The 26,941-nt window shown below is 69.5% G+C and carries 20 protein-coding genes and 1 pseudogene; 2 read left to right on the top strand and 19 right to left on the bottom strand.

The annotated features are described in order from the left end of the window. Nucleotides 1-16: 16 nt before the first annotated feature. The 14 genes and pseudogenes from AC3IYJ_RS32170 to AC3IYJ_RS32105 all read right to left on the bottom strand — a co-directional run bounded on the left by AC3IYJ_RS32170 (nucleotide 17) and on the right by AC3IYJ_RS32105 (nucleotide 19,390). On the bottom strand, nucleotides 17-856 hold the full coding sequence (locus AC3IYJ_RS32170) for a hypothetical protein (protein WP_489398019.1): 840 nt from the start codon (nucleotides 854-856) through the stop codon (nucleotides 17-19). Next, on the bottom strand, nucleotides 853-5,556 hold the full coding sequence (locus AC3IYJ_RS32165) for an AAA domain-containing protein (RefSeq protein ID WP_489398018.1): 4,704 nt from the start codon (nucleotides 5,554-5,556) through the stop codon (nucleotides 853-855). Before AC3IYJ_RS32165 ends, AC3IYJ_RS32170 begins: the two co-directional genes overlap by 4 nt. A gap of 483 nt (nucleotides 5,557-6,039) precedes the next feature. Further along, nucleotides 6,040-7,161, bottom strand: a complete 1,122-nt coding sequence (locus tag AC3IYJ_RS32160; RefSeq protein WP_489402994.1) for a transposase — start codon at nucleotides 7,159-7,161, stop codon at nucleotides 6,040-6,042. Between the two features lie 290 nt (nucleotides 7,162-7,451). Continuing rightward, a complete protein-coding gene (locus AC3IYJ_RS32155) occupies nucleotides 7,452-8,006 on the bottom strand; it encodes a recombinase family protein (protein ID WP_489398017.1) in 555 nt (184 codons plus the stop codon). 558 nt (nucleotides 8,007-8,564) lie between these two features. Then, a complete protein-coding gene (locus AC3IYJ_RS32150) occupies nucleotides 8,565-10,091 on the bottom strand; it encodes an NCS1 family nucleobase:cation symporter-1 (protein WP_489398016.1) in 1,527 nt (508 codons plus the stop codon). A 39-nt stretch (nucleotides 10,092-10,130) separates the two neighbouring features. Then, nucleotides 10,131-11,147: a TIGR03842 family LLM class F420-dependent oxidoreductase gene (locus AC3IYJ_RS32145; RefSeq protein WP_489398015.1), complete on the bottom strand. Its 1,017-nt coding sequence runs from the start codon at nucleotides 11,145-11,147 to the stop codon at nucleotides 10,131-10,133. A gap of 39 nt (nucleotides 11,148-11,186) precedes the next feature. After that, on the bottom strand, nucleotides 11,187-12,575 hold the full coding sequence (gene hydA, locus AC3IYJ_RS32140) for a dihydropyrimidinase (protein WP_489398014.1): 1,389 nt from the start codon (nucleotides 12,573-12,575) through the stop codon (nucleotides 11,187-11,189). 202 nt (nucleotides 12,576-12,777) lie between these two features. Next, nucleotides 12,778-13,254: pseudogene (locus AC3IYJ_RS32135) on the bottom strand (amidohydrolase family protein); the annotation flags it as partial. Between the two features lie 17 nt (nucleotides 13,255-13,271). Beyond that, entirely contained in the window at nucleotides 13,272-14,570 is a 1,299-nt protein-coding gene (locus AC3IYJ_RS32130) for an aspartate aminotransferase family protein (RefSeq protein ID WP_489398013.1), read from the bottom strand. Next, on the bottom strand, nucleotides 14,567-15,409 hold the full coding sequence (locus AC3IYJ_RS32125; protein ID WP_489398012.1) for a nitrilase-related carbon-nitrogen hydrolase: 843 nt from the start codon (nucleotides 15,407-15,409) through the stop codon (nucleotides 14,567-14,569). Before AC3IYJ_RS32125 ends, AC3IYJ_RS32130 begins: the two co-directional genes overlap by 4 nt. Nucleotides 15,410-15,580: 171 nt before the next feature. After that, the gene (locus AC3IYJ_RS32120) at nucleotides 15,581-17,224 is read right to left on the bottom strand and encodes a hypothetical protein (protein ID WP_489398011.1); all 1,644 of its coding nucleotides are present in this window, start codon (nucleotides 17,222-17,224) and stop codon (nucleotides 15,581-15,583) included. 45 nt (nucleotides 17,225-17,269) lie between these two features. Continuing rightward, complete coding sequence (locus AC3IYJ_RS32115; protein ID WP_489398010.1) at nucleotides 17,270-17,677, bottom strand: PPOX class F420-dependent oxidoreductase; 408 nt, start codon at nucleotides 17,675-17,677, stop codon at nucleotides 17,270-17,272. 52 nt (nucleotides 17,678-17,729) lie between these two features. Beyond that, entirely contained in the window at nucleotides 17,730-18,959 is a 1,230-nt protein-coding gene (locus AC3IYJ_RS32110; protein WP_489398009.1) for an alginate lyase family protein, read from the bottom strand. Between the two features lie 179 nt (nucleotides 18,960-19,138). Continuing rightward, entirely contained in the window at nucleotides 19,139-19,390 is a 252-nt protein-coding gene (locus AC3IYJ_RS32105; protein WP_489398008.1) for a helix-turn-helix domain-containing protein, read from the bottom strand. A 64-nt stretch (nucleotides 19,391-19,454) separates the two neighbouring features. On the opposite strand from AC3IYJ_RS32105, the gene map reads away from it, so the two are divergent. Next, on the top strand, nucleotides 19,455-20,222 hold the full coding sequence (gene map / locus AC3IYJ_RS32100) for a type I methionyl aminopeptidase (protein WP_489398007.1): 768 nt from the start codon (nucleotides 19,455-19,457) through the stop codon (nucleotides 20,220-20,222). 26 nt (nucleotides 20,223-20,248) lie between these two features. Here map and ggt read toward each other — a convergent pair whose 3' ends face one another. After that, a complete protein-coding gene (ggt, locus tag AC3IYJ_RS32095; protein WP_489398006.1) occupies nucleotides 20,249-22,060 on the bottom strand; it encodes a gamma-glutamyltransferase in 1,812 nt (603 codons plus the stop codon). Nucleotides 22,061-22,175: 115 nt separating this feature from the next. On the opposite strand from ggt, the gene AC3IYJ_RS32090 reads away from it, so the two are divergent. Then, a complete protein-coding gene (locus AC3IYJ_RS32090; RefSeq protein ID WP_489398005.1) occupies nucleotides 22,176-22,901 on the top strand; it encodes a hypothetical protein in 726 nt (241 codons plus the stop codon). Here the strand turns inward: AC3IYJ_RS32090 and AC3IYJ_RS32085 are convergent. The 4 genes from AC3IYJ_RS32085 to AC3IYJ_RS32070 all read right to left on the bottom strand — a co-directional run bounded on the left by AC3IYJ_RS32085 (nucleotide 22,861) and on the right by AC3IYJ_RS32070 (nucleotide 26,926). Next, entirely contained in the window at nucleotides 22,861-24,129 is a 1,269-nt protein-coding gene (locus tag AC3IYJ_RS32085) for a cytochrome P450 (RefSeq protein WP_489398004.1), read from the bottom strand. The genes AC3IYJ_RS32090 and AC3IYJ_RS32085 overlap by 41 nt on opposite strands. 113 nt (nucleotides 24,130-24,242) lie before the next feature. Then, nucleotides 24,243-24,761, bottom strand: coding sequence for a hypothetical protein (locus AC3IYJ_RS32080; RefSeq protein ID WP_489398003.1), 519 nt, complete (start codon nucleotides 24,759-24,761; stop codon nucleotides 24,243-24,245). After that, nucleotides 24,758-26,194 carry an ATP-binding protein gene (locus tag AC3IYJ_RS32075; protein WP_489402993.1) on the bottom strand — a complete coding sequence of 479 codons (1,437 nt, stop codon included), beginning with the start codon at nucleotides 26,192-26,194 and terminating at the stop codon, nucleotides 24,758-24,760. Before AC3IYJ_RS32075 ends, AC3IYJ_RS32080 begins: the two co-directional genes overlap by 4 nt. Nucleotides 26,195-26,242: 48 nt before the next feature. After that, a complete protein-coding gene (locus AC3IYJ_RS32070; RefSeq protein ID WP_489398002.1) occupies nucleotides 26,243-26,926 on the bottom strand; it encodes a response regulator in 684 nt (227 codons plus the stop codon). Nucleotides 26,927-26,941 lie beyond the last annotated feature (15 nt).

The following is a 26,941-nucleotide window of genomic DNA, read 5'->3' as shown; positions in this document are numbered from 1 at the left end:
GCCGGACAGGCGAAACCTAGTGGGGGTGTGTGGCCGCGAGGTCGTTGAGAGCCCCGTTGACGACCCACCAGGAGACGTTGAGGGTGTCGCGGTCAGGTTTGTGCTCCTCGCGATACTCACGGTGAGGGTGGACGAAGTTGCGGTAGTCACGCAAGGTGTGGCTGTAGCTCGTGGTGTCCGCGTCGATCCATCGCGCCTGCGTGCAGATGTCGATCAGCTCCCCCAGGCCGATGCGTTTGAGGTCCCGTCGGGTCAGCAGCGAAGCGTCGCGCTCCTGAATGACTGTAAGGAGAACGCCTTCGAGCAGGGAGCCGAGCATGATGACCGCGGCGATGTGGGCTCCGTTGGCGAAGCACGTGCGGGCTTCGTCGAGGCGGTGCTGCAGGAGTTGCGCCATACGCTCATCGGCGATGACATCGGCCATGGTGGCCTTCAGCTCGACGGGGGCCTGCTCCCCGGGGTGTCCGAGTGCGGGGTCGCAGGCGACCAGACGGGGACGTCCACCGGGGTTTTCCAGACGCAGGCCTTCGTGGACGAGGAAAATGTTGACCGCCTGGAGAACCTTGGCCAGTTGGTGGGGTTCCTCGTAGTACTCACGGGCATCGGCGAGGCGCAGCAGGACCTGGTCGATGGCCACACTGTCGGCGCGGCGTTCGGTGAGTCGGTCCAGGGTCCACTCGCTGCGGGACTCACCGTCGAAGTCGAGGACGTTGAGCCAGCCGGCATTCTCGAAGAAGCGAGTGAGGTCGCGCGTACCGCGGTAGTAGAGGTGGTCGTCGCCGCAGATGATGCGCGCCAGCTCCTTGATGGTGTTGGTGTCCAGGGTGCGGGTGCCGTTCTCCGGTGCATGGGTCATGCGCTCTGCTCCAGTTCCTCTGGGTCGTCGTCCCCGCCGTAGCCGGAGAAGTCGCTTAGGTCTGTGGGGTTGCTGGTCTGGACGCCCCGCGATGAGGTGCCGCCGGAAACGGCAAGCTGTTCGCCGTAGTCGGCGTCATAGGCTTCGTCGCCGTTGGGTGCCTCGTCCTCCTCCTCGCGATCGGGGCCGGATAGGTCGAGGGGGCTCCAGGCGGGCGATTCTTCGGGCGCTGTTGTTGGGAGCGTGTATTCGGCAGGTTGGATGTCCAGGCGCTTCAGTTCGGACCACAGCCCAGTGAGCGACTCGTCCGGGTCGAAGCGGAACTCGCTCTCGGGGATGCGGTAGAACTCCCAGCCCACTCTGCGTAGTTCTCGGTCGCGCTGGTGGTCGCGTTCGATCTGCTCGCGGGTGGTGTCGTGGAAGTAGGCGCCGTCGCACTCCACGGCAAGACGTCCGCGTGCACCGACGACGACGAGGTCGATCTTCTTGGTGCCGGCTGGATACTGCGGCAGGACGTGGTAACCGCGGTTCTTAAGTCGCAGATAAACCTCTTGCTCGAACATCGACTGGAACGGTGCCTGCACGACATCGGGTGATACGAAGCCGATGTCATGCACGGAGGAGAGGGCAGCCGGCGGGTTGTGCATGTAGGTGATCAGGTTCAGGCGCATGTCGTTGGGCTTGAGGCGGTCCACCGGCACTGAATGGAACAGCCACATCTGGTCCTGGGCGCGGCTGGCGGCCACGTTGTACGCCTGCTGTTCGCTACGGGCGCCGCCTGCGATCTTCGGTGGGTCGGTGACCACCATGGACAGCAGGATGACGTGGCGCTCATCGCCCTGGAACGAAGCGGCGTTGCCTACCTGGATGCGATGGCGTTGGCGGACAGCAGGGGCGATGCGCTGCTCGATCAAGGCCTGGATGAATTTGGTCTGGCCGTGGCCTTGCAGGACGATCACACCGATCGTCTTGTCACGGTAGGCCGCATCCTCGGTCATGCGCTCAAGGGTGTCGACGATGGCTTCGGCTTCCCTCGGGTTGTGGATGCGAACCTCGCGGCCGACCGTAGCCCCGTCCTCGACGTAGGTGACACGTAGGGGGTCCAACCGTTCGCCCCCGTACTGGCGGAGCGGCAGAAGAGAGTGGTCGTAGAAGTTGGCCGACGACCAGTTGATGATCTCCGGGACGCAGCGGAAGTGTTCATCCAGGCGGATGACTTCGGGGAAGAACGAGCTGAGTAGGCCGTAGAGGTTGGTGTGCGGCATGTACAGCTCACGGACGCCGGAGGGCATGTCGTGGAGATAGGCGGCGAGTTTGTCGCGGATGGCCTGGTGACGGCCGAACCCCGTGGATGGTGGTGAGCACTGCTTGTCGTCACCGACGACGATGACGCGCGGCGCGAGCCACAGCAGGAAGAGGGCGTCCATGCTGGCCTGACTTGCTTCGTCGACGATGACGACGTCGAAGCTGTTGTGTCTGGTCTGCACCATTTCGGCGACGTCCGCGATGGGCATGACCCAGGCGGGTACGGCGCCCTGGGCTACCCGCATGCGTTCCTTGGCGGCAGCACGCAGTCGGTCGGCGCTGCGGCCCGAACCACGACCTAGGCTGGACATGTGAGTTTGGTACATCTGCAGGGCCGACCGCTGTTCGGAGGTCATGTTCTTCAGGCAGTGCAGCCGGCCCCAGGTCGCGGCAAGTTCACCGGTCACCTCCTCCAGCAGGTTCTCCTGCTGACCGAGTTCCGTGTCCAGCCTCTGTTCCAAGCCGGGCGTGCGGCGAATAGCGACGAACTGCGCGGCTCTGGCCCATGCCCATGCACGCTCGATCTGGGCCAGTTGTTCATCCCACTGCGGGTCATGGGCTTCTTCCAGCAGGCTGGCGGCGAGCACGGGGTGGGCGGTGCGAATCCGGTCGAGTAGGTGTCGGCAGCGGCTCCGGCGTGCATCGCGTTGATGTGCGGCGTACAGGGCGTCGAGGGCTGTGATGTAGCCGGCTGAGTCCTGTTCGCGAAGCGCAGCCGACAGGGCACGTGCCTCTGGGGCTGGCTGTTGTCCGTCCTCGGTAGCACTCAGGTACTGGTCCCAGGAGGTGAGCTGGGCAAGCGCTTTGTCAGCAGCACGCCTGTGGGCAAGGGCGCCTGCCGCGTACGTGAGGACCTGCCAGGCGGATCGCGTGGCCAGAGCGAGCCTGACCCCCTGGCCGACGAGGATCCGGTCGATGCTTTCCCTCGCCTGCGCAAAGCAGGAAATGTGCTCCAACTGCTTCTGACGATGGTCTAGTTCCGCAAGGAGAACTTCGAGGTCTCCTTCGGGTAGAGATGCCTTCACCTGCTTCCAACGCACCGCAACGACGTCCAGGGCAATGTGGGCCCGCAGGTACGCCAGGACGTGCTTCAAGTCATCAACGGTGCGCGGACTCTGACCGTCGATGGTGCACAGAGTCAGAAGGGCATTGGCGTTCTTCTGCTCACGTGAGGCGAGCGACATGAACCGCTCTCGCACATGTGGCTGACCCTTGACCTGCAGATACTTGAGGAGGTCCTGCCCGGAACTAGCCATGCTTCCAGCTGTCTGTACATCGAGACCGTCGGGCAGGTGCACGCGCCGCACCCCGACCGAGTCGAGTGCGTTGCGCGCCTGGGTGATGTATTCAGCGGTGTCCTCGACTCGCTTCCACAGCAGCGTCTGAGGGTGTGCCAAGCGCTCGGTGAGTGCCTGGCTCTCCCACCAGTCTTCCTCCCAGCGGGACGGGTCCGCGGGAAGACCGAGGTAGTGCAGCGCAGTCGCCGCGCTGTCCAGATGACCTGCGATGTCATCGGTCAGCGAGGGGTCCAGCCCGGCAAGAACGTCGCGTAACTGCAAGGTCTGTTCGTCCAGGCCTTGCGATGTCACGCGGCTCGCGGCGAAGGTCGCATCCACCAGGTCAGAGGCCGGCAGCTCCTCGACGGGGGGCAGTACACCGCCGGTACGGGGTTCACCCGCGCCTTCTCGCAGCAGCACCAGCAGTTCCTGGGCCAGCTGAGCCGACAGCGGCGACTCTTCGGGCACATTGTCGGCCAGGGCGCCGATCCAACTCAGTGACGGCTTGTGGTCCTGGACTCGCTGCACGATCTCGGCCAGTGTGCCGGTGTAGCCGGGTGCCACCCCTTGGTGGCGGTACTCCTGCTCTCGTACCGACAACAGCTGGTCGGTGAGGGTGCCGATGCGGCCCTGGATGTCCAGGCGCCGTCTGGTCAAGTGGGTGATCTCCGCCTGCAGGGTCTCGACATCGGTGCTGGCCACTTGCTTGGTCAGCGCTGTCACGGTCCGTTCCAGTTCGCTGGTGCCGTTGTTGCTGCGGGTGGAACTCAGCAGCAACACGCACAGGTCCCTGACTGGCTTGGGAAGTTTGTCGCGCAGTACGGCGAGCGGCTGGTCACGGGCGCTGGTGACCAGGACCCGCTGACCCTCTGCGAGCAGAGCCGACACCAGGTTGGCGATCGTGTGCGTCTTACCCGTGCCCGGCGGGCCCTGCACGACCACACCGGTGTCCCTCTGCAGACGGCGCAGCACCCTGCGCTGCTGCTCATTCGTCTTGCCTGGAAAGAGCGGATCACCCTGAAAGAGCGGAGCCTGCCGCAGGCCATGGCCGTCCCAGGCCGCGCGCTCCTCGGCGCTCAGACCGTCCAAGACCATCTGGGCCAGGCCGAGGGGCGCGTACTCCTCCGCTGCGATGGTCTCCGCGATCTTCCCGTACAGGCGCAGCAGGGCGTTCAAGTTCCGAGGCCGCATCACCAAGGCGGGTGCGTACGTCAGCCGCGACACGGGCTCGGGCGACCCCGGCGGCTGCCATCGGGCGCTGAAGGCGATCCGGTGCTGGTATGCGCGGTCTTGCCACTTAGACAGCAACTCGAGCGCATCCGGGTCCAGTGGGTGCACAGCACTGGCGGCGATGTCATCGCCCAGGACCGCGGACTGCTCCCGGACCCAGCCGTCTCCGGAGTCCAGGAGGTCCTGATCTTCCAGGCGCATCGCCCCTTCCGCCGACAGCCGCACCGTCACCTCGGCGGTCCCGCGGTGCACTGAGGTCTCCACGCGCTGGACAAGCAGATGCCGGTGTACCGCGTCCGGCCCCGGCTTGTCCCACGTCAGCAGGCCCACCGCCAAGACCAACTCGACCCGGTCGTCCTCCAGCGCGAGCCTCTGATGCCAGGCGTAGACCATGTCGTACAAGGCGCGCAGTGGCTGCTCACGTCGTTCCTTCTGCGCCCACGCCCGCCAGCGGCTCAGCCACGGTCCGTATGCGCGCAGGACCTCGGCCGCCTCATCCCGGGCTATAACTGCAGGCTCGTCATCCCGGAGTGTTCCCGCCGGGACCGGCAGCCTGCTGTGGGCCGGCCCTTCGTCGGCCAGCGGCGGGTCTTCTGCGTCGGGGTCCAAGCACGCCAGCGGGTCGATCCAGCCTTCCAGGAGTTCCGGGAGATCCGGCGGCGGCTCCTGCGGAACGTGCTTGAGCTGTAGGAGCACGCCGTCGTCACGGACACCGGGCTTACGGATTTGGGCGGGCAGATCTGACAGCCACAGCCGGTCCTTCCCACGGCTACGGTCATCTCGCTGGCGCTGATGGCTGCTGCGCACCATCTCCTGCAGGAAGTTCACCAGCCCCGTGGTCCTGGTCAGGACATCCGGATCTGCGGCATGACGGCGTAAGGCGTTCATCGTTTCCCCCTCCGTGTGGTGACGAACGTTCCAGGATGAGGTAGCGACCTGCTTACATACCCGCGCTTCACGCAGGATGACTGGATTTCGATAGCGGAGCGTGATCTCTTGATGGCTGAAAGTGACTCAATTTCGGACTCATGGATATGTAGGCGCGATCGAAGCGCGCACGTACACACGACTTCGCCATGCGTGAGGCGTGGACCCCGCACGAGGGGAGGGCGGCTCGATATAGCCCCAGCCGGCCTCTTCCAAGACCGCCGCCGTGACGTGAACTCGCCGACCCGAGAGGCTTAAGGAGGCCTCTAGTCCGGAGGGAAAACGATTCCGATCTGGACAGACATGCGTGCCGCAGCCTGGTGGGCGCGACAGATCGGCCGACACCCAGCGGTTCCCGCGGAAGTCCTAGCCGTCCAAACCGCTCGGCGCCAACCCCGTCAACCATGAACCCGGATACGGCGGAGCAGCAGGCCCCAGCGCGGGTCACGAAGAGCCCGAATGCCCCCAGTGCGCCATCAGGCTCGCATCGAAAGTGCAGGTGATCTCGATGTCCGGCAATACGTACAACGGCGGCACCGCCGTACCCCCGTAGTCCCCCAGCGCGTCCACTGCGCGCTGCCAGTACCCGTCCTTCAGGTAACCCAAGGCGCGCTGATAGACGCCTTGCGGACGCTGCCCCTGCAGTACCCCCACCGGGAGAGCATCCCACCGGATGCCGTGGCGCACCTTGTACAGCGCTGCTTCGAAGGCCACTCGCGGTGGCACCACGCGTGACCGCTTCCGCGGCACAGGAAAGCACGAGGCCAACGCGGCCCACTGGTCATCGGTCAACGGCCGAGGCACGGCACGTTGACGCTCATTGAACCAGGCCTCAAACAGGCAACCCGCTGCCCGTACCGCGCCCGGAACCTTCGTGACAGTACGCACCTCAACGCCCAGGAGATCAAGCAGTTCCAGTCGCTGCTCAACGTCGAGCAAATCCAGGCGGCGCTGCACGTCCACACCACCCTCCAGTACGCGTCTCGCCCGGATCTCCTGCCGCTGCGCCGCCGCCAAGCGGCCAGCGACGACCCCACGCAACTGTCCTAGCCGTCGATCTTTGTCAGCAAAGTCGTCTCCGACCTCAGCAAGAGCCGTCCGCAGTTCCTGGACGAAGCTGGAGTTCTCGCTCCCTTCTGCCGTAACGGCCCCCGCGAGGGCAACGAGCTTCTTCTTCCTCACGTGGCGGCAGCGTTCAATGCGCGCATCAAGATCGGCCAGGCGTTCGTCAAGCGATCTCTCCTGGCCAGGAACGACACCAAGCAAGTCTTCAGCCACTACCCGGAGCTGGACGTGGTCGACGAGAAGCTTGGCGACCTCACGCCACACCGCGTCCTCCAGCGGGCCGGCCACGATCTCGCCACAGCTGCAGGGCGGGTCGGAGCGACGCCCCGTACACCGGTAGGTGGTGCGGCCGCGGTCCTCCCTGTGTGCCCCGATGTAGTGATGCCCGCACAAGGAGGTGGTCCGGCCCGACAGCAGGTACGTCTTCTGCTCTTCCCTCGCGTAAGACCGGCGCGCAAGCGCGGCCCGTACCTGGCGGACACGGCCCGCAGGAAGCGGCATCGGCACAGCAATCCGGACCGCCTCCTCCGGTAGCGGCGTCCCATCGCCCACTTCGCGATCGTGGCCGGCCCCGCGATGCCGTGCGAACCGAAAAGCGACGTAGCCATCCAGGGCCGTCTGCTGGAAGACCCTGGCCAGGTTCTCCCCCTGTCCACGGCAAGCCCCGTGCCGTCACATACCCCAGCGCGTTGAGGTTCCCCGCCGCCTCTGCGGCGCTCAGCTGCTCATCGGCGATCAGCCAGGCTCCGACATCGAGTAGCTCCACTCCCTGGGCCCGCAGGGTCGGCGCCTCACAGTCCCCCCTCGCTGGCAGCATCAGCCAGAACGGTGCGACGCCCCCGGGCCAGCCCCCCCGCTGCCAGCTTCATCTCTCGGCCTCTCAGGGTCCGTTCCAGGAGCAGGGCGTGCTCCAGCTCTGCCACGTAGGCGAGCAGGCTCAGCTGGATGCCGAACATGGGATGTTCGCTGTCGATGCGGCCGTCCGCAGTCGCCACACGGACCCGCTGCCCCCGGCGGGTCTCGATGTCCGTGGTGTCGTAGACCCAGCGATGGATCTCCCTCATCGTGCGGCCGATGCGGTCGAGCTTTCCGAACACGACCACGTCGTAAAGGCATCGCGCCAAATCGGCGTCCAGTTCCGTCAAGTCCGGCCGACGGGCCAATTTCCCCGACACTGCGCCATCGGTATACACATCATAGGAATACCGCCCCTTCCCCACTGCGAAATCAAGCCAGGCGATACATTCACTCAGCTGGATATCGATACCGTAGCCACATAGCTGCCCGACTGTCGAAACCCGAAGATAGACAGCCACACGAATGAGGGTGGTGGATTCGACGTTCACCAGTCCCGTTCACTCACCCAGAGTCGAGTCACCGGCACGAAAGAACCCGCCGGTTGGACGCACAGACAACGGGGTGGGTACTGGTACAACTTCAGACAAGCAGGCGCCTCGATCAGTGTCTGCCCGGCCATCGCCGAGAAGGATAACCGCCAACCGCCGACGCTCCTCCATGCCGAACGGGCGCGCTTTCAAGATCACGTTTACGGCCGGCTCCCTGCAACAGCCCTCGGCCATACACATCTCGACGTGCATCGATTCGCCACCCATTTATCACACACGAGGAGATGGAGGGATTCCACTACCCATATCGATTAGGCCCCGCAGAATCGGTTGAGTACGTTTCCGGTGAGGGACCACTTGCATCCACTTCATGCCCAGGCACTTCTCTCGTTACACGTCTTAGGACCCGTATGACATGACGCAGAATCCAGGGCCAGTGAGGCGCGAACAGAATTCAATGCTTGTCGGATCGGCGGGCAGGGCATGCCGTATTGCCTCGGTCGAGAAGGGCATCGTGCTTTGGGGCGCGGCTCCCCTGCTGATCGAAGACGGTGCCGCTCATGGGCGCCGCCTGCCTGCCATCAGGACCACGTAGACGGTGAGTGACACGCCGAGTCCGACGGCCCAGCCGTAGTCCGCGAGGGGTTTGAGGAGCGGGATGATCCCGTCCGTGGGGAACGGACCCGCCTTGTTGCCCTTCGCGTCGAGCGTCGAGTACGAGCCGCCCACGGCGAGCGCCCCGCCCGCCGCGAAGGCCGCGACCGCCCGCCAGTTCCAGCCCGCGGCGTACCAGTAGCGGCCGCCGGCCACGTACAGGTCGGTGAGGTGCAGCACGGTACGGCGGATGATCCAGTAGTCGGCGATCAGGATCCCGGCGATCGTGCCGAGGAGCCCGCCGACAGTGCCGAGCCAGGTGAAGATGTAGAGCTCGGGCGTGGAGGTGAGCTTCCACGGCATGACGAGGACGCCGAGGACACCCGTGATGAGCGCTCCCGTACGGAAGTTGATGACCTTGGGTGCGAGGTTCGCGAGGTCGTACGCCGGTGAGACGACGTTCGCGGCGAGGTTCACCGAGATCGTCGCGACGAGGACGGTGACGAGGGCGAAGAGCAGCCCGAAGACGTTGTCGGTCTTGGCGGCGAGTGCGACGGGGTCCCAGATCGCCGCGCCGTAGACCTTCTGCGAACCGGCCGTCACCAGAACGGAGATCAGCGCGAAGGCCGTCATCGTGGTGGGCAGGCCGAGGGTCTGGCCCCAGACCTGCGCGCGCTGGCCCTTCCCGAAGCGCGTGAAGTCCGGGATGTTCAGCGACAGGGTGGACCAGAAGCCGATCATGCCCATCAGGCCCGGGAAGAAGACCTTCCAGAAGTCCGCGCCCCAGCCGACCTTCGACGGCTCGTGCAGCAGCGGGCCGAAACCGCCCGCCTTGTTCGCGATCCAGATCAGCAGGACGACGGCGCCGACGAGGACGAAGGGGGCGGCCCAGTTCTCGAAGCGGCGCAGGGTGTCCATGCCCCGGTAGATGATGGCGAGTTCGAGCGCCCAGAAGATGACGAAGCACAGCCAGAGGGTCCACGGGTAGCCGCCGACCTCGGACGCGCCGGCCCATCCCCCGAAGATCTTCCCGAGGAGCAGGAAGATGCCCTGGCCGCCGATCCAGGTCTGGATGCCGAACCAGCAGCAGGCCACCGCGGCGCGCACCAAGGCCGGCAGGTTCGCTCCGCGCATCCCGAACGAGGCGCGGGCCAGAACCGGGAACGGGATGCCGTACTTGGGTCCGGCATGTCCGGTCAACAGCATCGGCAGCAGCACGATCACGTTGGCGAGCGCGATGGTGAGCACGGCCTGTTTCCAGTCCATGCCGAGCGCGACCAGACCAGAGGCCAGGGTCCAGGACGGGATGCAGTGGGCCATGCCGATCCACAGGGCCACGAAGTTGTACGTGGTCCACCGCCGGCGGGCCACCGGTACGGGCAGCAGGTCGTCGTTGACGAAGCGGCTGTCGGACAGGCGGGTGCCCGGCGGGAGTTCGACGCGCCCCGCCGTGTCGGATATCGGTCCTTCGGGCGGGACGGTCGCGGTCATGCTGCCTGGCCTTTCAGCTGATGCGGACGGTCATGACGGTCATCTGGTGAGCGCCGGGATGATCTGCGCGCCGTAGGCGTCGATCGTGGCCTCGCGGGCGTCGTGCATGTCGTAGACGGCGAACTGGTCGACCCCCAGGTCGCGCAGCGCTTTCAGCTTCGCGATGTGGGCCTCGGCCGGACCCAGGAGGCAGAAGCGGTCGACGATCTCGTCGGGGACGAAGTCGGTGGATGGGTTCCCGGCCCGGCCGTGATGGCTGTAGTCGTAGCCCTGGCGGGACTTGACGTACTCGGTGAGCTCGTCCGGGACCATCGAGGAGTGCTCGCCGTAGCGGGAGACCAGGTCGGCGACGTGGTTGCCGACCATCCCGCCGAACCAGCGGCACTGGTCCCGCGCGTGGGCCAGCGCCCCCGCCGAGTCATCGGCCGTCACGTACGCGGGGGCGGCCACGCAGATGGTGATTGAGTCGGGGTCGCGGCCCGCCTCCACGGCGGCCTGCCGGACCGCCTTGATCATCCACTCGGTGAGGTAGAGATCCGCGAGTTGCAGGATGAACCCGTCGGCCTTCTGTCCGGCGAGCGCGAGGGCCTTGGGCCCGTACGCCGCCATCCACACGGGCAGCTTCCCGTCCCGGATCCACGGGATCTGCAGCGGCTTCCCGTCGACCTGGGCCTCACGCCCCTCCGCAAGGTCACGGATTACGTCAATGGCCTCGCCCAGCCGGGCCAGGGTGTTCGGCGCGCGGCCGGCGACCCGCATCGCCGAGTCACCACGACCGATCCCGCACACCGTCCGGTTGCCGTACATGTCGTTCAGGGTGGCGAACGTGGACGCAGTCACCTCCCAAGTGCGAGTGCCCGGGTTCGTCACCATGGGGCCGACGTGCATGCGCTGGGTGTTAGCGAGGATCTGGCTGTAGATGACGAACGGTTCCTGCCACAGCACGGCGGAGTCGAAGGTCCAGCCGTAGCGGAATCCGTTGCGCTCGCCGCGCTTCATGAGGCTGATCACCTGGGAGGCTGGCGGGTCGGTTTGCAGGACGAGGCCGAAGTCCATGCATGGCTCCTTGCTGCTGCGTGCGGGCGTGCGTGTGCCTTACAGGTACTGACAGGTGGAGCGATGGACGAAGGCCCCGTGGCCAGCCCGCCCCGTGTACTCGCGCCGGTCGATGACCACCTCGCCGCGCGAGAGCACGGTGTCGACGCGTCCGGTGATCCGCTTGCCCTCGTACGCCGAGTAGTCCACGTTCATGTGGTGCGTCTCGGCGGAGATGACCTGCTCGGCGTGCGGATCGTAAAGGACGATGTCGGCATCGGAACCCGGCGCGATCGTGCCCTTCTGCGGATAGAGACCGAACATCCGGGCCGGGGTCGCACACGCGATCTCGATCCAGCGACGGCGGCTGATATGCCCGTCCACGACCGCCTGGTGGAGCAGATCCATGCGGTTCTCCACCCCCGGCAGCCCATTCGGGATCTTCGAGAAGTCGCCCCGCCCCAGCTCCTTCTGACCCCGGAAACAGAACGGACAGTGGTCTGTCGAGACCACCTGGAGGTCATTGGTCCGCAGCCCCCGCCACAACGCCGCCTGGTGCTCGCGCGGACGCAGCGGAGTGGAGCAGACGTACTTCGCCCCCTGGAAATCGGGCTCGGCAAGGTTGTCCGTGGAGAGGAAGAGGTATTGCGGGCAGGTCTCCCCGAACACCGGGAGGCCCTTGTCTCGGGCAGCGGCCAGTTCGGCTACGGCCTCCTCCGCCGAGACATGGACCACGTAGAGAGGTGAGCCGGCCACTCGCGCAAGCTGGATGGCGCGGTGCGTGGCCTCCGCCTCCAGGAGGGCCTTCCGGACCTCGCCGTGGTGGCGCGGGTCCGTCTCTCCACGGGCAAGAGCCTGTTCCACGAGGACGTCGATCGCGATGCCGTTCTCCGCGTGCATCATGATCAGCCCGCCGTTGCCCGACGCCCGCTGCATCGCCCGCAGGATCTGCCCGTCATCCGAATAGAAGACTCCCGGATATGCCATAAACAATTTGAACGAACTTACGCCTTCTTCGACGAGTCCGTCCATTTCCTTGAGGGAGTGCTCATTGACGTCGGACACGATCATGTGGAATGCGTAGTCGATCGCACATTGCCCGTCGGCCTTCGCGTACCAGGTGTCCAATCCCTCTCGGAGGGAGTGCCCGGGTGTCTGCACTGCGAAGTCGACGATCGTCGTCGTGCCGCCCCAGGCTGCGGCTCGGGTCCCGGTCTCGAACGTGTCCGACGCGAAGGTGCCGCCGAATGGCAGCTCCATATGTGTGTGCGCATCGACCCCGCCCGGAATCACGTACTTACGCGAGGCGTCGATCACCCGGTCAGCGGTCCACTGCTGGCTGCCCGCTGTCGCCATCGCCACGACACGGCCGTCCTCGATGAGGACATCCGCGTGCAACTCGTCGGAAGCCGTAATCACAAGGCCGCCGGTAATGAGAGTTCTAGTCATGCCCGAGAATTCCCTTCGCCTTGCAATTCCGAACCAAGAGGGGCGCCGACCGGACCACCGCACGGAATGCGGTGGTCCGGTCGGCGGTACAAGCCGTTGCGACGCCGGCAGCCCACACCGCTGGCCCTCGCGTCGTTCAGCACGAGGCGCCCGCACCCACTAGGTCGCCGAGCCGCCGTGGAAATTCCTGGTCACGTGAGCCAACGAAACTCTTGAAGGAGGTGACGCCCTCCCCCACCAGGTGGTCCATCTCCTTCAGGGTGCTCTCGTTGACGTCCGAGAGGATCATGTGGAAGGCATAGTCGACGGCGCACTGGCCGTCGGCCTTGGCGTACCAGGTGTCGAGGCCCTCGCGCAGGGCGTGGCCGGGGGTCTGCACGGCGAAGTCCACGATGGTGGTGGTGCCGCCCCAGGCGGCGGCCCGGGTTCCGGTCTCGAAGGTGTCGGAGGCGGAGGTGCCCCCGAAGGGGAGCTCCATGTGGGTGTGCGCGTCGACCCCGCCGGGGATGACGTACTTCCCGCTCGCGTCGATCGTCCGGTCGGCCGTCCAGGTCTCGGCGGCGGCCGTGCCGTGCGCCGCGAGGGCGGCCACGCGGCCGTCCTCGATCAGCACGTCGGCGTGGAGCTCGTCGGAGGCCGTGATGACGAGGCCGCCTCGGATGAGGGTGCGGATGGTCATGTACGTCGTCTCCCCGGTTACTGGTTGAGGATGCCGAGGGCCTCGGCGAGGATGCCGGCGCCCTCCTCCGCCTCGGCGACGGTGAGGGAGAGCGGCGGCGCGATGCGCAGCACGCTGGTGTTGTGCCCCCCGCCCTTGCCGAGGAGGAGGCCGCGGGCGCGGGCGGCCTCCAGTACGGCCGCGGCCGCGTCGGGATCGGCCTGGTCGGTACCGGGCTTCGTGAGCTCCAGTCCGGCCATCAGGCCCCGGCCGCGCACCTCCCGTACGGCCGGCACCGTCGCGGCGACGGCCCGCAGCCGCTCCAGCAGGAGGCCGCCGACCCTGCGGGCGTTGCCCTGGAGGTCGTGTTCGAGGAGGTACGCGAGGTTGGCGTTGCCGGCGGCCATGGTGACGGGTGAACCGCCGAAGGTGGAGATGGAGTTGGAGTCGAGGCAGTTCATCACCTCGGCTCGGGCCACGACTCCGCCGATGGACATGCCGTTGCCGATGCCCTTGGCGAAGGTGAGGATGTCCGGCGGGCCGTTCTGGGCGTGGGCCTGCCAGCCCCAGAAGTTGTCGCCGGTGCGGCCCCAGCCCGTCTGCACCTCGTCGCTGATCCAGAGGATCCCGTGGCGGTCGAGGACCTCGCGGAAGGCCCCGTAGAGCCCGTCGGGCGGGGAGGTGAACCCGCCGACGCCCTGGATCGGTTCGGCGATGAGCGCGGCGAGGCCGCCGCGGGCCTGGCCGAGGACGTCTTCGAGGTCGGCGACGGCGGCCGCGGTGAAGTCGGCGTCGTTCAGGTGCGCGAAGGGGCCCCGGGAGCGGACGGCGCCGTGCACGTAGTACGTCTGGAGCGGCGAGAGGCTGGTCGGGGACCAGCCGCGGTTGCCGGTGATCGAGACGGTGGAGAAGGACCGGCCGTGGTAGCTGTTGCGCATCGCCAGGATCTGGTTGGAGCGGCGGTACGTCGTCGCGAGCAGCAGGGCGGTGTCGTTGGCCTCGGTGCCGGAGGTGGTGAAGAAGACCCGGGCGTCCGGGATCCCGGACAACGCGGACACCCGCTCGGCGAGTTCGATCATCGGCCGGTTCAGGTACAGGGTGGACGAGTGGATGATCCGCTCGGCCTGCTCGGAGACGGCCTTGGTGACCTCGGGCAGGGCGTGGGCGGTCATCGTGGTGAGGATGCCGCCGAAGAAGTCCAGGTAGCGGTTGCCGTCGGCGTCCCAGACGTGGCGGCCTTCGCCGTGGGTGAGCTCGATGGGCCGGTCGTAGTAGAGCGCGAGCCAGTCGGGCAGGACGGAGCGGTGGCGGCTGTGCAGGGGGATCGGGTTGGTCACGGCTGTACGAGCCCTCCGTAGGCGTCGGGTCGGCGGTCGCGGTAGAAGGCCCACTGGTCGCGGACCTCCTTGATCAGATCGAAGTCGAGGTCCCGGACGAGGAGTTCCTCCTCCTTGTCGCTGGCCACCTCTCCGACGAACTGGCCGCGCGGGTCGACGAAGTAGCTGGTGCCGTAGAAGTCGTTGTCGCCGTACTCCTCCTGGCCGACGCGGTTGATCGCGGCGACGAAGTACTCGTTGGCGACGGCGGAGGCGGGCTGCTCCAGCTGCCACAGGTACGCGGACAGGCCCCGGGAGGTCGCGGACGGGTTGTACACCAACTGAGCTCCGGCGAGCCCGAGTTCGCGCCAGCCTTCGGGGAAGTGGCGGTCGTAGCAGATGTAGACGCCGACCCTCCCCACGGCGGTGTCGAAGACGGGCCAGCCGAGGTTGCCCGGCCTGAAGTAGTACTTCTCCCAGAAGCCCTTGACCTGGGGGATGTGGTGCTTGCGGTACTTGCCGAGGTAGCTGCCGTCGGCGTCGATGACGGCGGCGGTGTTGTAGTAGAAGCCCTCGGACTCCAGCTCGAAGACCGGCACGACGATCACCATGCCGGTCTCGCGCGCGAGTGCCTGCATGCGCTGGACGGTGGGCCCGTCGGGGACGGCCTCGGCCCAGCGGTAGTGCTCGGGTTCCTGGACCTGGCAGAAGTAGGGGGCGTTGAAGACCTCTTGGAAGCCGATGATCTGCGCGCCCTGGGCGGCCGCCCGGCGGGCGTGCTCCTCGTGTTTGGCGATCATCGACTCGGTGTCTCCGGTCCAGGTGGCCTGGACGAGTGCGGCGCGGACGACTTGGGCCATGAGCTGCTCCTCGCGACGGGTACGCCGAGTTCTACGCACGTAGAGGGGTGCACGGCTGCGCGTAGGGAGTTGAAGGTAGGCCTCGGCACAGCGCGGAGCAAGACCGCCTCGCACAGTTGGAGTAGTCGATCAATAGACGTCGCCGCTACGTCAACACTCGGTCGTTATCCGTCAGGAGACGGACAGCTTCGCGACGCGCAGTGCATGCAGCAGATCCCGGTGGTGCGTCCGCGAGAGCGCTTCGGCCGCGCGCAGCAGGCGGGGCGCGAACCACTGCGGATCCCGGCGGGCGAGGCGGGCCGACTCCTCGGCGGTGCGGACCCTGACGAAGGCTTCGAGCAGGGCGTCGGCCTCGTGGGTCCGGCCGGCCTCGCCGAGCGCGAGGGCGGCTTCGGCGATCTCCGCGGCGGGCCGGGCGGCGCCCTGGCGCAGCAGCGCCGCGCAGTCGGCCGGGCCGAGCACCCCGGCGGCCGCGGCGAAGCGGGCGGGGGGCAGCGAGGCCGCCTCCCAGAGCAGGGTGGCCCAGTCGGCCGCCAGCCCGGCCCGGACCAGCTCCTCCCCCAGCCCCGGCAGCCACTCCACGGGCCCGGCGGCGGCCTCGCAGAGCAACGCGTGCGCTTCCCCGCTCCGCCTCTGCGCACGCAGCGCGATGAGCGCGGAGACGATCCCGCCGACGGGATCCCGGGTCGGGCGCTGCGCGGTGGGCTCCGCCCCGGCGGCGGGATGGGCGGCCGGATGGGCTGCGGAACCGGCTGCGGGCTCCGCCCCGGCGGCGAAGCCGGCTGCGGGGCCGGCTGCGGGGCCGGGGCCGGGGTCGCCGATGGAGCCGCGGCCGTGGTCGGCGCCGAGGCCGGCTTCGGCGTCCGGCTCCGCCCCGGCCCCGGATCCGCCCTCTTCGGACGGACGGACGGGCCGGCCGAAGCGGGCGCCGCGGAGGGGGGCTTCGGTCGACGGGTGCCCCGGGGGCGGGGTGAACTCCCGGGCTTCGGGGACCGCCGCGCCCGCGAACCGGGCTCCGCCGGTCCGCCGGGCTCCGCGCAGCCAGCGCCCCTCGGCGCGACCGACCGGAGCCTCGGCCCCGCCGTCCCCGCCGGAGCGCTGCCCGGGTCCGTCCGAACTCCCCTCGACCCGGCCCGAGCCCTGCTCAGGCCCGCCGGAGCGCTGCCTCGGGACCCCTGCCAGGGCGTCGTCGGCGGGTGGAGCGGAGCTCGCGGGGGCTGCGGGTCCCGTTCGGGTCGCCTCGGCCGGTGGAGCCGCCCAACCGGGGCGGCCCGTCGACGGAGCGAGTGCCGCCAGCCGGGCCGTCAGGTCCTCGTGCCGGGCCGCCGCGCGGGCCGCGTCGTCGCGGGTCCACGAGAGCTCCCGGGACAGGGCGTCCGCCAGCGCCGGGTCGGCCGTCCGGTCGAGCCGGGCCGACAGCGCGCGCAGCGAGGCCTGGGCCTGCGAGCGCTGCGCGAGGGCCGCGGCCAGCAGGGTGTGCAATTCCTCGACACCGCCGGGCAGCCGGTCCCAGGCCTCGACCGCGGCCGCCCGCAGTCCGGCCGCGTACCGGGTCTCCCGCGCGATCGCAGCCGGGTCGACCGCTCCGGGCGCTCCGGCGGCTCCGCCCTGACCCGCCAGACCCGCCAAATCGCCCAGCAGCGACTCCAGTACGTCCCACGGCGGCATCGCGGCCCCGTCCAGGCAGGCCCGCATCCCCTCCGGGTCCCGCCGCAGGAATTCCCCGTACCAGCCCGTCCCGGGATCGAGCCTCTGCGTCAACCCCCGCATGTAGCCGGAGAGTTGGCCGATCACCAGCGAAGTCGCGGTCTCCATGCCCGCATTGGATCCCACCCGTGTTACGGGCGGGCTACAGGAATCTCAAAGCTGGACGGCAGTCTCGTCAAGCGTGATGCCGATCCCCTCGTGCGGACGCTTGCCCCGCCGGGCCAGCGCGGCCGGGACGTCCAGGACCCAGTACTGCCACGTGTACTTGCGCGAGATCAGCTTGCGCACCCGGTCCAGCCCGGCCTGGTCGAGCAGCCGCGCCTGGCCTTCGACCACCGGAGTCCCCGGCGCCACTCGGCCGCGCACGTCGCACGCGCTGACCGTGACACGCCCGTTGTTGCGGATCCGCTTGACCTTCCACGAATCGCTCCGCGTCCACACGTACAGCTCACCACCGTCCGCCGCCGCCCACACCGGCGTCGCCACCGGTGTGCCGTCCTTGCGGAAGGTGGTGAGACTGACGTACCGCGCTCTGCCCAGGTCCTCGACCGTAACCGTCATGCGCCCGACCCTACGCGCAAGGCGAGCGCCGGGCCGAGGGCCGGGGCGAGGGCTAGGGCGAGGGCTGGGCCGCGGGGGTCGCCTCCCCGTGGCTGACCGTCTCCCAGGCCACGAACAGGTCGTCCGTTCCGGCCGGCCGCGTCTTCTCGACCAGCTCGCGCGTAAAGGGAAGTCTGGCGCCCGTCCGCAGCTCATAGTGCTGGAGCGCGACCTCCAGGTCGGGGCCCATGGTGCGCTCCACCTTGCCCCCGCACAGCCACTCGGGAGCCTCGGCCCCCAGCTGGTACTTCGAGTGGAACTCGAGCGCCGCCTTGAGCCGCTCACCCTGCTCCCCGTACAGGTCCACGCCCTGGTGCCACGCCGTCTCCGCGATGTGCGCGGACGCGGCGAGGGCGTAGCCGACGTGCATGAGGTTGCGGCAGGTCTCCTGGGCGATGCCGTCGACGTACGTCCCCTGGCCGAACCAGTACGCCTTCACCTTGTCCGGCGAGTCGATGCCGGTGCGCGGCGGGGCGAGCGGGTGCGCGCCGTCCTTCTTCAGGTAGAAGTACGCCGGGACGCGCGCACGGAACCGTTCCAGGGACTCCCGGAAGACGGCCTGGTCCTCGAGGAAGACGGCGATGCCCATCGCGGCGTCGGTCATCGCCAGCTCCCAGTTGCCGTTGTACGTCGGCACCTGCGCGCGGACGGCCGGGAGGTAGGCGGTGCGCAGCATCTCCTTGAACCGGGTGACCTGGACGTTCTCCCAGTTCGGGTAGTCGGCGTGGATGATCTCGGCGGCCCGCGCCCAGGTGGAGCCGGACCAGGCGGCCTGCAGGCCGGCGTTGCCCTCGGCGTGCCGCTTCATCACCGCCGACCAGCCGTTCATGATCTCCACGGCCTTGCGGGCGTGGGCGGTCCTTCCGTTCACCGACCACAGCAGGGCGTGGGTGTAGGCGGCGATCGCGTCCTGGCGTTCGTCGAGGCAGGACTGCGGCCCGGAGTTGAAGGGGCAGGGCACGATGTCGGCGGGGTGCGCCGTGTAGTCGAGGGAGGCGTAGCGGCTCTTCAGGAGGGCCTGGTACGCCGAGCTCCACGGCTCCTTGCCGGCCGCGATCATCTGCTTCGCGTGCTGGAGCCGGGTGTGGCTGACGACGACGCCCGGGTGGCGGAAGACCACCTCGTCCGGGGCCTTGGCGTGGGCCCGGCCGTCGGGGGCGGCGCATGCCGCGAGCAGCAGGCCGCCCGCGAGGAGGGCGCCGACGAGTCCGAGACCGAGTCGCTTGGATGCGGATGCGTTCATGTCTGGCACGCTTCACGCTTGCCCCGCGCCCCGGCCGCCCCACCGCCGATTGGGCCGATCGGCCGCCGGGCCCGCCCGAACGGCAGGCTGAGGCGGCCGATCGGCCGAGGGTGTTGGGGGCGTCGAGAGTGTTGGGGACGCCGGCTCACCCGAAGGCGCGGCCGGGCCGGCCGGGTCCGTCAGACCGGAACGAAGGCGCACCGTCGCAGCACGTCGTCCAGCGAGAGCCCGAGGGCTTCGGCGAGGGCGGCCACGGTGAAGAAGGCGGGCGTCGGGGCCCGGCCGGTCTCGATCTTGCGGAGCGTCTCGGCGGAGAGCCCGGCGCTGGCCGCGACCTCGACCATGCTGCGATCGCCGCGGGCCGCGCGCAACAGGGCGCCCAGACGCTCGCCGCGCTCGCGCTCTTCGGGGGTGAGAGGGGTACGGACCATGACCCCATCCTACCCCGGACACCAATAACTATCCCGGTAAACTTATACCGGTATAGTTATTGGCATGGTGAATCTGAAGACAGACCGTTCGATCGACGAGATGCGCGCCGCGGGGCGCGTCGTCGCGCACACCCTCGCCGCCGTCCGGGACCGGGCGGACGTCGGAGTCTCCCTGCTGGAGCTGGACCGGGTGGCCCGCGAGGTGCTCGGGGAAGCCGGCGCGAGCTCGCCGTTCCTCGGCTACCGGCCGCGGTTCGCGCCGGTGCCCTTCCCCGCCGTCGTCTGCGCCTCGGTCAACGACGCGATCGTGCACGGCATCCCCGACGGCTACCGGCTGCGCGACGGCGATCTGGTCAGCATCGACTGCGGGGCCAAGCTCGGCGGCTGGGTCGGCGACGCCGCCGTCAGCTTCACGGTCGGCCGGGCCCGCCCCGCCGACCTGCGGCTCATCGAAACCGCCGAGGCCGCCCTGGCCGCGGGGATCGCCGCCGCGCTGCCCGGCAACCGCATCGGGGACATCGCCCACGCCATCGGCACGGTCTGCCGCGCCGCCGGATACGGCATCCCCGACGGCTTCGGCGGCCACGGCATCGGGCGCTCGATGCACGAGGAGCCGGGCGTACCCAACGAGGGCCCGCCGGGGCGCGGCATGAAGCTGCGCCCCGGCATGGTGATCGCGATCGAGCCGATGCTGATCGCGGGCGGCACCGACGACTACACCCACGACGCGGACGGCTGGACCCTGCGGACCGTCGACGGCAGCCGGGCCGCGCACGCGGAGCACACGGTCGCGATCACCACCGAGGGCCCGAGGATCCTCACCGCCCTCTAGAGGGACCCGCTACGGCTCGGTGCCCGCTACGGCTTCCCGTACGGGCGCACCACCATCGCCGCGCCGCCGCCCCGGCGGGTCGGCTCGGCCGCGGCCAGCCAGCGCCCGTCGGGCAGCCGCTGGACGCCGGTGGCGGCGCCGATCTCCGGGTTCTGCCGGAAGCCCTGGCCGAGCGCCTCCAGCTCGGCGCGGACCGGGCTGTTCCACAGGCCCGGCTCCAGCTCGGTGGTGGTCTGGTTGCGCTGGCTGGCACGCGGTGCGGCGATGGCATCACCGAGCGGCAGCCCGCGGTCCAGGTGCCCGATCAGGGTCTGGAGCACGGTGGTGATGATGGTCGCTCCGCCCGGGGAGCCCACGGCCAGCACCGGACGGCCGTCCTCCAGCACGATGGTCGGGGACATCGAGGAGCGCGGCCGCTTGCCGGGGCCGGGCAGGTTCGGGTCGGGGACGCCGGGCGCGGCCGGGGCGAAGGAGAAGTCGGTCAGCTCGTTGTTGAGCAGGAAGCCGCGGCCCGGGACCGTGATGGCGCTGCCGCCCGTCGACTCGATGGTCAGGGTGTACGAGACCACGTTGCCCCAGCGGTCGGCGACGGTCAGGTGCGTCGTGTTCTCCCCCTCGTAGGTGGTCGGGGCGGCCTGCCCGCCGGCGCCGCAGGCGACCGGGTGCCGGGGATCGCCCGGAGCGAGCGGGCTGGTCAGCGCCTTGCCCGGGTCGATGAGGCAGCCGCGCGTGTCCGCGTACCGCTGGGAGAGCAGTTCCTTGGTGGGCACGTCCTCGGCGGCCGGGTCGCCGACCCAGCGGCCGCGGTCGGCGAAGGCGATCCGCGAGGCCTCGATGTAGCGGTGCAGGTACTGGGCTTCGGAGAGCGAGCCGAGGTCGGAGCGCTCCAGGATGTTGAGCGCCTCGCCGACGGTGGTGCCGCCGGAGGAGGACGGGGCCATGCTGTAGACGTCCAGGCCGCGGTAGCCGACCCGGGTCGGGTCCTGCCGCTTGGTGGCGTACGCGCGCAGGTCGGCGGCGGTCAGGTCGCCGGGGCGCACCACACGGGTGGCGGCCGGGTCCACCGGAGGCGTCCGGACGGCGCGCACGATGTCCTCGGCCAGCGGTCCGCGGTAGAGGGCGCCCGCGCCCTTGCGGCCGATCTCCAAGTAAGTGGCCGCCAGATCGGGGTTCTTGAAGGTGGATCCGACCACCGGGAGGGCCCCGCCGGGCAGGAACAGCTTCTTGGTGTCGGGGAAGTCCTTGAAACGGTCCTGGTTGAGTTCCGTCTGCGCCCGGAAGGTGGCGTCGACGGTGAACCCGTCACGGGCCAGCTTCTCGGCGGGCTTCAGGAGTTGGCCCAGCGAGCGGGTGCCCCAGGCCTCCAGCGCGCTCTGCCAGGTCGCCGGGGTGCCGGGGACTCCGACGCCGCGGCCGCTGGTCTGTCCCTCGGCGAAGGGGATGGGCAGGCCGTTCTCCTGGAACAGCGTGGCGGTGGCCGTCGCCGGGGCGGTCTCGCGCCCGTCGATGGTGCGCACTCGACCGGAACGGGCGTCGTAGTAGACGAAGTAGCCGCCTCCGCCGATCCCGGAGGAGTAGGGCTCGGTGACTCCGAGCGCCGCGGCCGTCGCGACGGCCGCGTCCACGGCGTTGCCCCCGGAGCGCAGGACCGCGATCCCGGCGGCGCTGGCATCGGCGTCCACGCTGGCGACGGCCCCGCCGTACCCGACGGCCACCGGCACCTTCGCCGGAGTCCCGCCCCCGGCCGCCTGCGACGGCGGGGCGGCGGCGCCGGTGGAGACGAGCGCACCGGCGAGTGCGAGGAGCGCTAACTGACGTGCTGCGGCGGGACGACGCATCCGTACCTCCAGTCGACGACCTGTCAGCCCCCCTGGCCCCAGGCCTAGGCTGGGCACTTTAACTTCACCGCACCCCCCGCGTCAGGACGGCCTGACGAGCGTTAACATCCGCGGCATGAACGACGACGTGCGCAACATCGTGCTGGGGGTGGTGGCCACCGCCGTCAGTGGTGGATTCGGGTGGTTCTCCCGGACTTATCTGTGGCGCCGGGCGCTGCGCCGCAAGCAGGCCTTCTTCGGGCTGCCGACCGGCTCCGACTGCCTGTTCGTGGTCAACCGGCAGATGGGGGGCACCGATTCGTCGCTGCACCGCAACGACGCCTTCGCCCTGCTGGAGATATCCGCCCTGATCAAGGACTGCGGGGCGAACGTGCAGATCGTGACCCACGACGGCGCCCGTCAGGGCTTCGGCGAGCGGGCCGAGTTCTGCGTGGGCGGGCCGTCCTCCAACGCCCGGACGACGGCGCACCTGTCCTCCATGCTCCCCGGAGTGCGGATCATCGTCTCCAGCGAGCCCTTTCCGGACCGCGGGGCCATCACCGTCGGCGGGGAGACGTACCGCTGGGAGAAGGGTCTCGTCGAGTACGTGCTGCTGGCGCGGCTGACGACCGGGCAGGGGTCACGGCCGGTGTTCCTGCTGTGCGGGCAGACCGCCAACAGCAATCAGGCGGCGGCCCGTTACCTGGCGAGGCACCACCGGAAGCTGGCCGACACCTACCGCCACGACTCCTTCTGCATCCTGCTCAAGGTCATCAACTCCGATGCCTACGGCCCCGACGTCACCGAGCTGGTCGCCGACGTCACCGGGCCGGCCCGGACACCCGCAGCGGCAGCCGTGTGATCCCGTTGATGAAGTTGGAGACCAGCCGGCGCGGCTCCCCGGTCAGTTCGGGCGCGGGCATCCCGTCGCGCCACTCCTCGTAGAGGACCCTCAGCTGGAGCCGCGCGAAGTGGGCACCTAGGCAGACGTGCGGGCCGTCGCCGAAGGAGACGTGCGGGTTGGACGTCCGGGCGAGGTCGAGGCGGCCCGGGTCGCGGAAGACCCGCTCGTCGTGGTTGGCGGAGGCGTGGAAGACCACCACCTTGTCGCCGGCCCGGATCGGCCGCCCGGCCAGTTCGGTGTCCACGGCCGCCGTGCGGCGAAAGCTCAGCACCGGCGGGTGGACGCGCAGGAGTTCCTCGACGGCGCGGTCCACCGGGACCCGCCCCCGCGCGAGCCGGGCGTACGCGTCCGGGTCGCGGGCCAGGGCCAGCAGGCCGCCGGGCGCGGCGCTGCGCACGGTGTCGTTGCCCGCGACGGTGAGCAGGAAGAAGAACATCTCCAGCTCCGCGTCCTGCAGCCCGGCGAGCGCGAGCGCGGTCATCACGTCGTCGCCGGGGTGGGCGCGCTTGTGGGCGGCCAGTTCGCGGGCGTAGCCGAACATCTCCCCCAGCAGCGCCGGGGAGCGCGGGTTCAGCGGTTTGCCGTCCGGGCCGAGCAGGGGCGCGGGCGCGTCCTCGGGGTCCTGGTAGCCGATGATCCGCACCGTCCACTCCAGGAGCAGGCCCCGGTCGGCGGCCGGGACGCCCAGCAGGTCGGTGAGGTTGAGCAGCGCGTACTCGTCGGTGACGGCCCGCACCAGGTCGGCGCTCCCGTCCTCGGCGCCGTCGCGGGCGGCGCGCAGCAGCGTACGGGCGCGCTCGCGGACCCGGGCGGCGAAGGCGTCGACGCGTACCGGGGTGAAGGCGCGGGCCACGGTCCGGCGGAGCCTTCCGTGTTCGGGGGGATCCTGGTTGAGCATGGTGCGCCGCAGGAAGGGCAGGTCGGCCGGGTCGGGGTCGCGGATCTGGGTGGCGCCCAGGTGGGAGGAGTACGTGGCGTGGTCGCGCAGGACGCGGACCACGTCGGCGTGCCGGGTGACGGCCCAGAAGCCCGGACCGGCGGGCCAGCCGAGGACCTCCGGCTCGGGCTGCCAGGCCACCGGGTGGCGGTCGCGCAGCAGCCGGTAGCGGTCGTACGGGACGCCTTCGGCGTAGACGCGGGGGTCGAAGACGTCCGGGACGTGGTCGGGGGCTGCGGCTGGGTCCATGCCCCACACGGTGGCGGGGCGCGGTCCCGGCCCGCAAGGGTGCCGCGCGGGAAGCCGGGCGGAGGAGCGGGCGAAGGGCCGCGCGCGAAGGGAGGGAAGGGCGGGCGGGCGCGTCAGTCGCGGATCCCGCAGGTCACCTCCACCTGCTTCCCGTCGGAGCCGACGAGGACCATCTTGGGCTCCGGGGTCCTGCGCACCGCCGAGTCGACCGTGCAGGCCACCTGGCGGCGGGCCAGGATGGGCAAGGAGGTGGTCGGGAAGGGCAGGACCACTCGGACGTCGTGCCCGTTGTCGCCGACTCCGAACTTGATCACGCCGTCCGCGAACTCCCGGGATTCCGGAGCCGGGAGCTCGGTCCTCAGGCCCGCCGCGCGCGCGGTTTCGTTCGGGCCGGCCAGCAGCGTGGACAGGGTGGCGCTGACCGAGGTCTGGGGCAGGTCGGTGACGGTCACCGGCATGAGCGTGCCTTCGGGCGAGAGGAAGTAGACCAGGGCGGACTGGGGCCCGCCCACGTTCATGGTGCCCGCCCCGCCGCTCTCGACGACCCCGGTGGTCGCGATGCCGCAGCCGGTCGCGAGCAGCAGCGGACCGAGCAGCACGGCCGCGGCGGCAGCCGTCCGGAGTCTGGTCACGACTCCACCTCCAGGGGGATGTCGATGGTGAAGACCGCGCCCCGCTCGGCTCCGTTGGCCGCGCGCAGGGTGCCGCCGTGCAGCCGGACGTTCTCCAGGGTGATGGCGAGGCCGAGGCCGCTTCCGGAGGAGCGGGTGCGGGCGGCGTCGGCCTTGAAGAACCGGTCGAAGATGTGCGGCAGCACGGCGGGGGCGATGCCCGGCCCGCTGTCGGCCACCTCGACGACCAGCCGCGTCCCGCCGGTGCCCGCTCCGGCGCCGGCTCCCTGCTCCGGCCGGACCTCGGTGCGCACGGTGACGTGGACGGGGGCCTCGCCGTGTTTGAGGGCGTTGCCCACCAGGTTGGCGAGGACCACGTCGAAGCGGCGCGGGTCGAGCCGGGCCCGGACACCGGGCTGCAGGTCGGTGAGGACCCGGCCGTCGCTCCAGTGGCGGCGCTCCAGGGTCTTGGTGACGAACTCGGCGATGTCCACGTCGTCCGCGTTGAGCTCGGCCGCGCGGGCGTCGAAGCGGGATATCTCCATGAGGTCCTCGACGAGGACGGCGAGCTTCCCGGTCTCGGCGCTGATCAGGCGCAGCGCGGCGGCGGTGTCGGGATCGAGCCCGCCCGCGTCCTCGTCGAGGACCTCGGTGACGGCGAGCATCCCCGCGAGCGGGGTGCGCAGTTCGTGGGAGACGTCGGAGGCGAAGCGGCGGGCCCGGGCCTCGGCGTCCTGGAGCTCGCTCACGGACTGTTCGAGGGCGCGGGCGGTCTCGTTGAAGGTGCGGGCAAGGCCCGCGAGTTCGTCGGCGCCGCGCACCTCGATCCGGGTGTCGAGGCGGCCGCGGCCCAGCCGCTGGGCGGCGCGGCGCATGTCCCGTACGGGCCTCAGGACGCTGCGGGCGGCGAGCAGGGCCGGAATGACCGCGATGGCGAGGCCGGGGATGGCCCCCTGTCTCGCGGCGGCGACCATGGCGTCCACTGTGGTCTTCTCGTTGGAGAGCGGCATCGCGACGAAGAAGACGGCGCCGGTGGGCTCGTAGGACCCGTTGTTCTTGAAGACGGCCGGCATGCCGATGGTGAGGTAGGGGTTGCCCCTCTGGTCCTCCACCCGCTGGAAGGCTCCGTGCGGATTGGTGGCCACCTGGCTGCGGAGCTTGTCGGTGATGACCGTGGAGGTGGTCTGGACCTGGTTGGTGGAGGCGCGCAGGGTCCCGTACTCCGCGAACATGATCCAGGGGTGCGGCTGGCCCCGCTTGCCGAGGTCCAGGACGATCCGCTGGAGCTGCTCCTGGTCCAGCGGCAGCTGGATGGACTGCTGGTCCATCAGGTCCCGCAGGGTGCTGACGGCGGTGTCCTGGCTCTGCTTGAGGATGGCGGTGCGGGCCTGCTGGTAGGTCAGGGCCGCCGTGCTGACGGCGCTGATGGCGGCGACGAGCAGGAAGGCGGCCATCAACCGGGTGCGCAGGCCGAGCGGTGCGATGCGTCTCACGGCGCGCGCCTACAGCGGACCGAAGCGGTAGCCGAAGCCGCGCACGGTCTGTATGTAGCGGGGGCTGGAGTCGGGATCCTCGATCTTGGTGCGCAGGCGTCGTACACAGGCGTCGACCAGCCGGGCGTCGGCGTGGTAGCTGTGGTCCCAGACGTATTCGAGGAGCTGCTGGCGCGAGAAGACCTGCTCGGGCGAGGCCGACAGGTGCAGCAGGAGCTTGATCTCGCTGGGGGCGAGGGGGACGCGTTCGCCGTTCTTGGCGACGGTGAGCCCGCTGCGGTCGATGGACAGTCCGCCGTGGACGTCCACGTCGGGGCGGCCTCCGGCCGGATCGGCGAGGCGGCGCAGCACGGCCTTGATGCGGGCTTCGATGACCTCGGTGCGGGCGGGTTTGACGATGTAGTCGTCGGCTCCGGCCTCCAGGCCGACGACTATGTCGAAGTCGTCGCCGCGCGCGGTGAGCATGATGATCGGGACCTGGCTGGTCTCGCGGATCCGGCGGCAGACCTGGACCCCGTTGATGCCGGGGAGCATGAGGTCGAGCAGGACGAGTTCGGGGCGGAAGCTCGTCATGAGGGCGAGTCCGGCCTCGCCGGTCTCGGCGGCGCTCACCTCGTGGCCGCGTCGGCGCAGGCCCAGGCCGACCCCTTCCCGGATGGAAGGGTCGTCCTCGATCAGCAGTACACGTGGCATCGGGTCAGTATTCCA

This window comes from Streptomyces sp. GL_140 (genome assembly GCF_057834465.1).
Note: the sequence above shows the minus strand (reverse complement) of the source record. Positions and strands in the feature narration are given on the sequence as shown.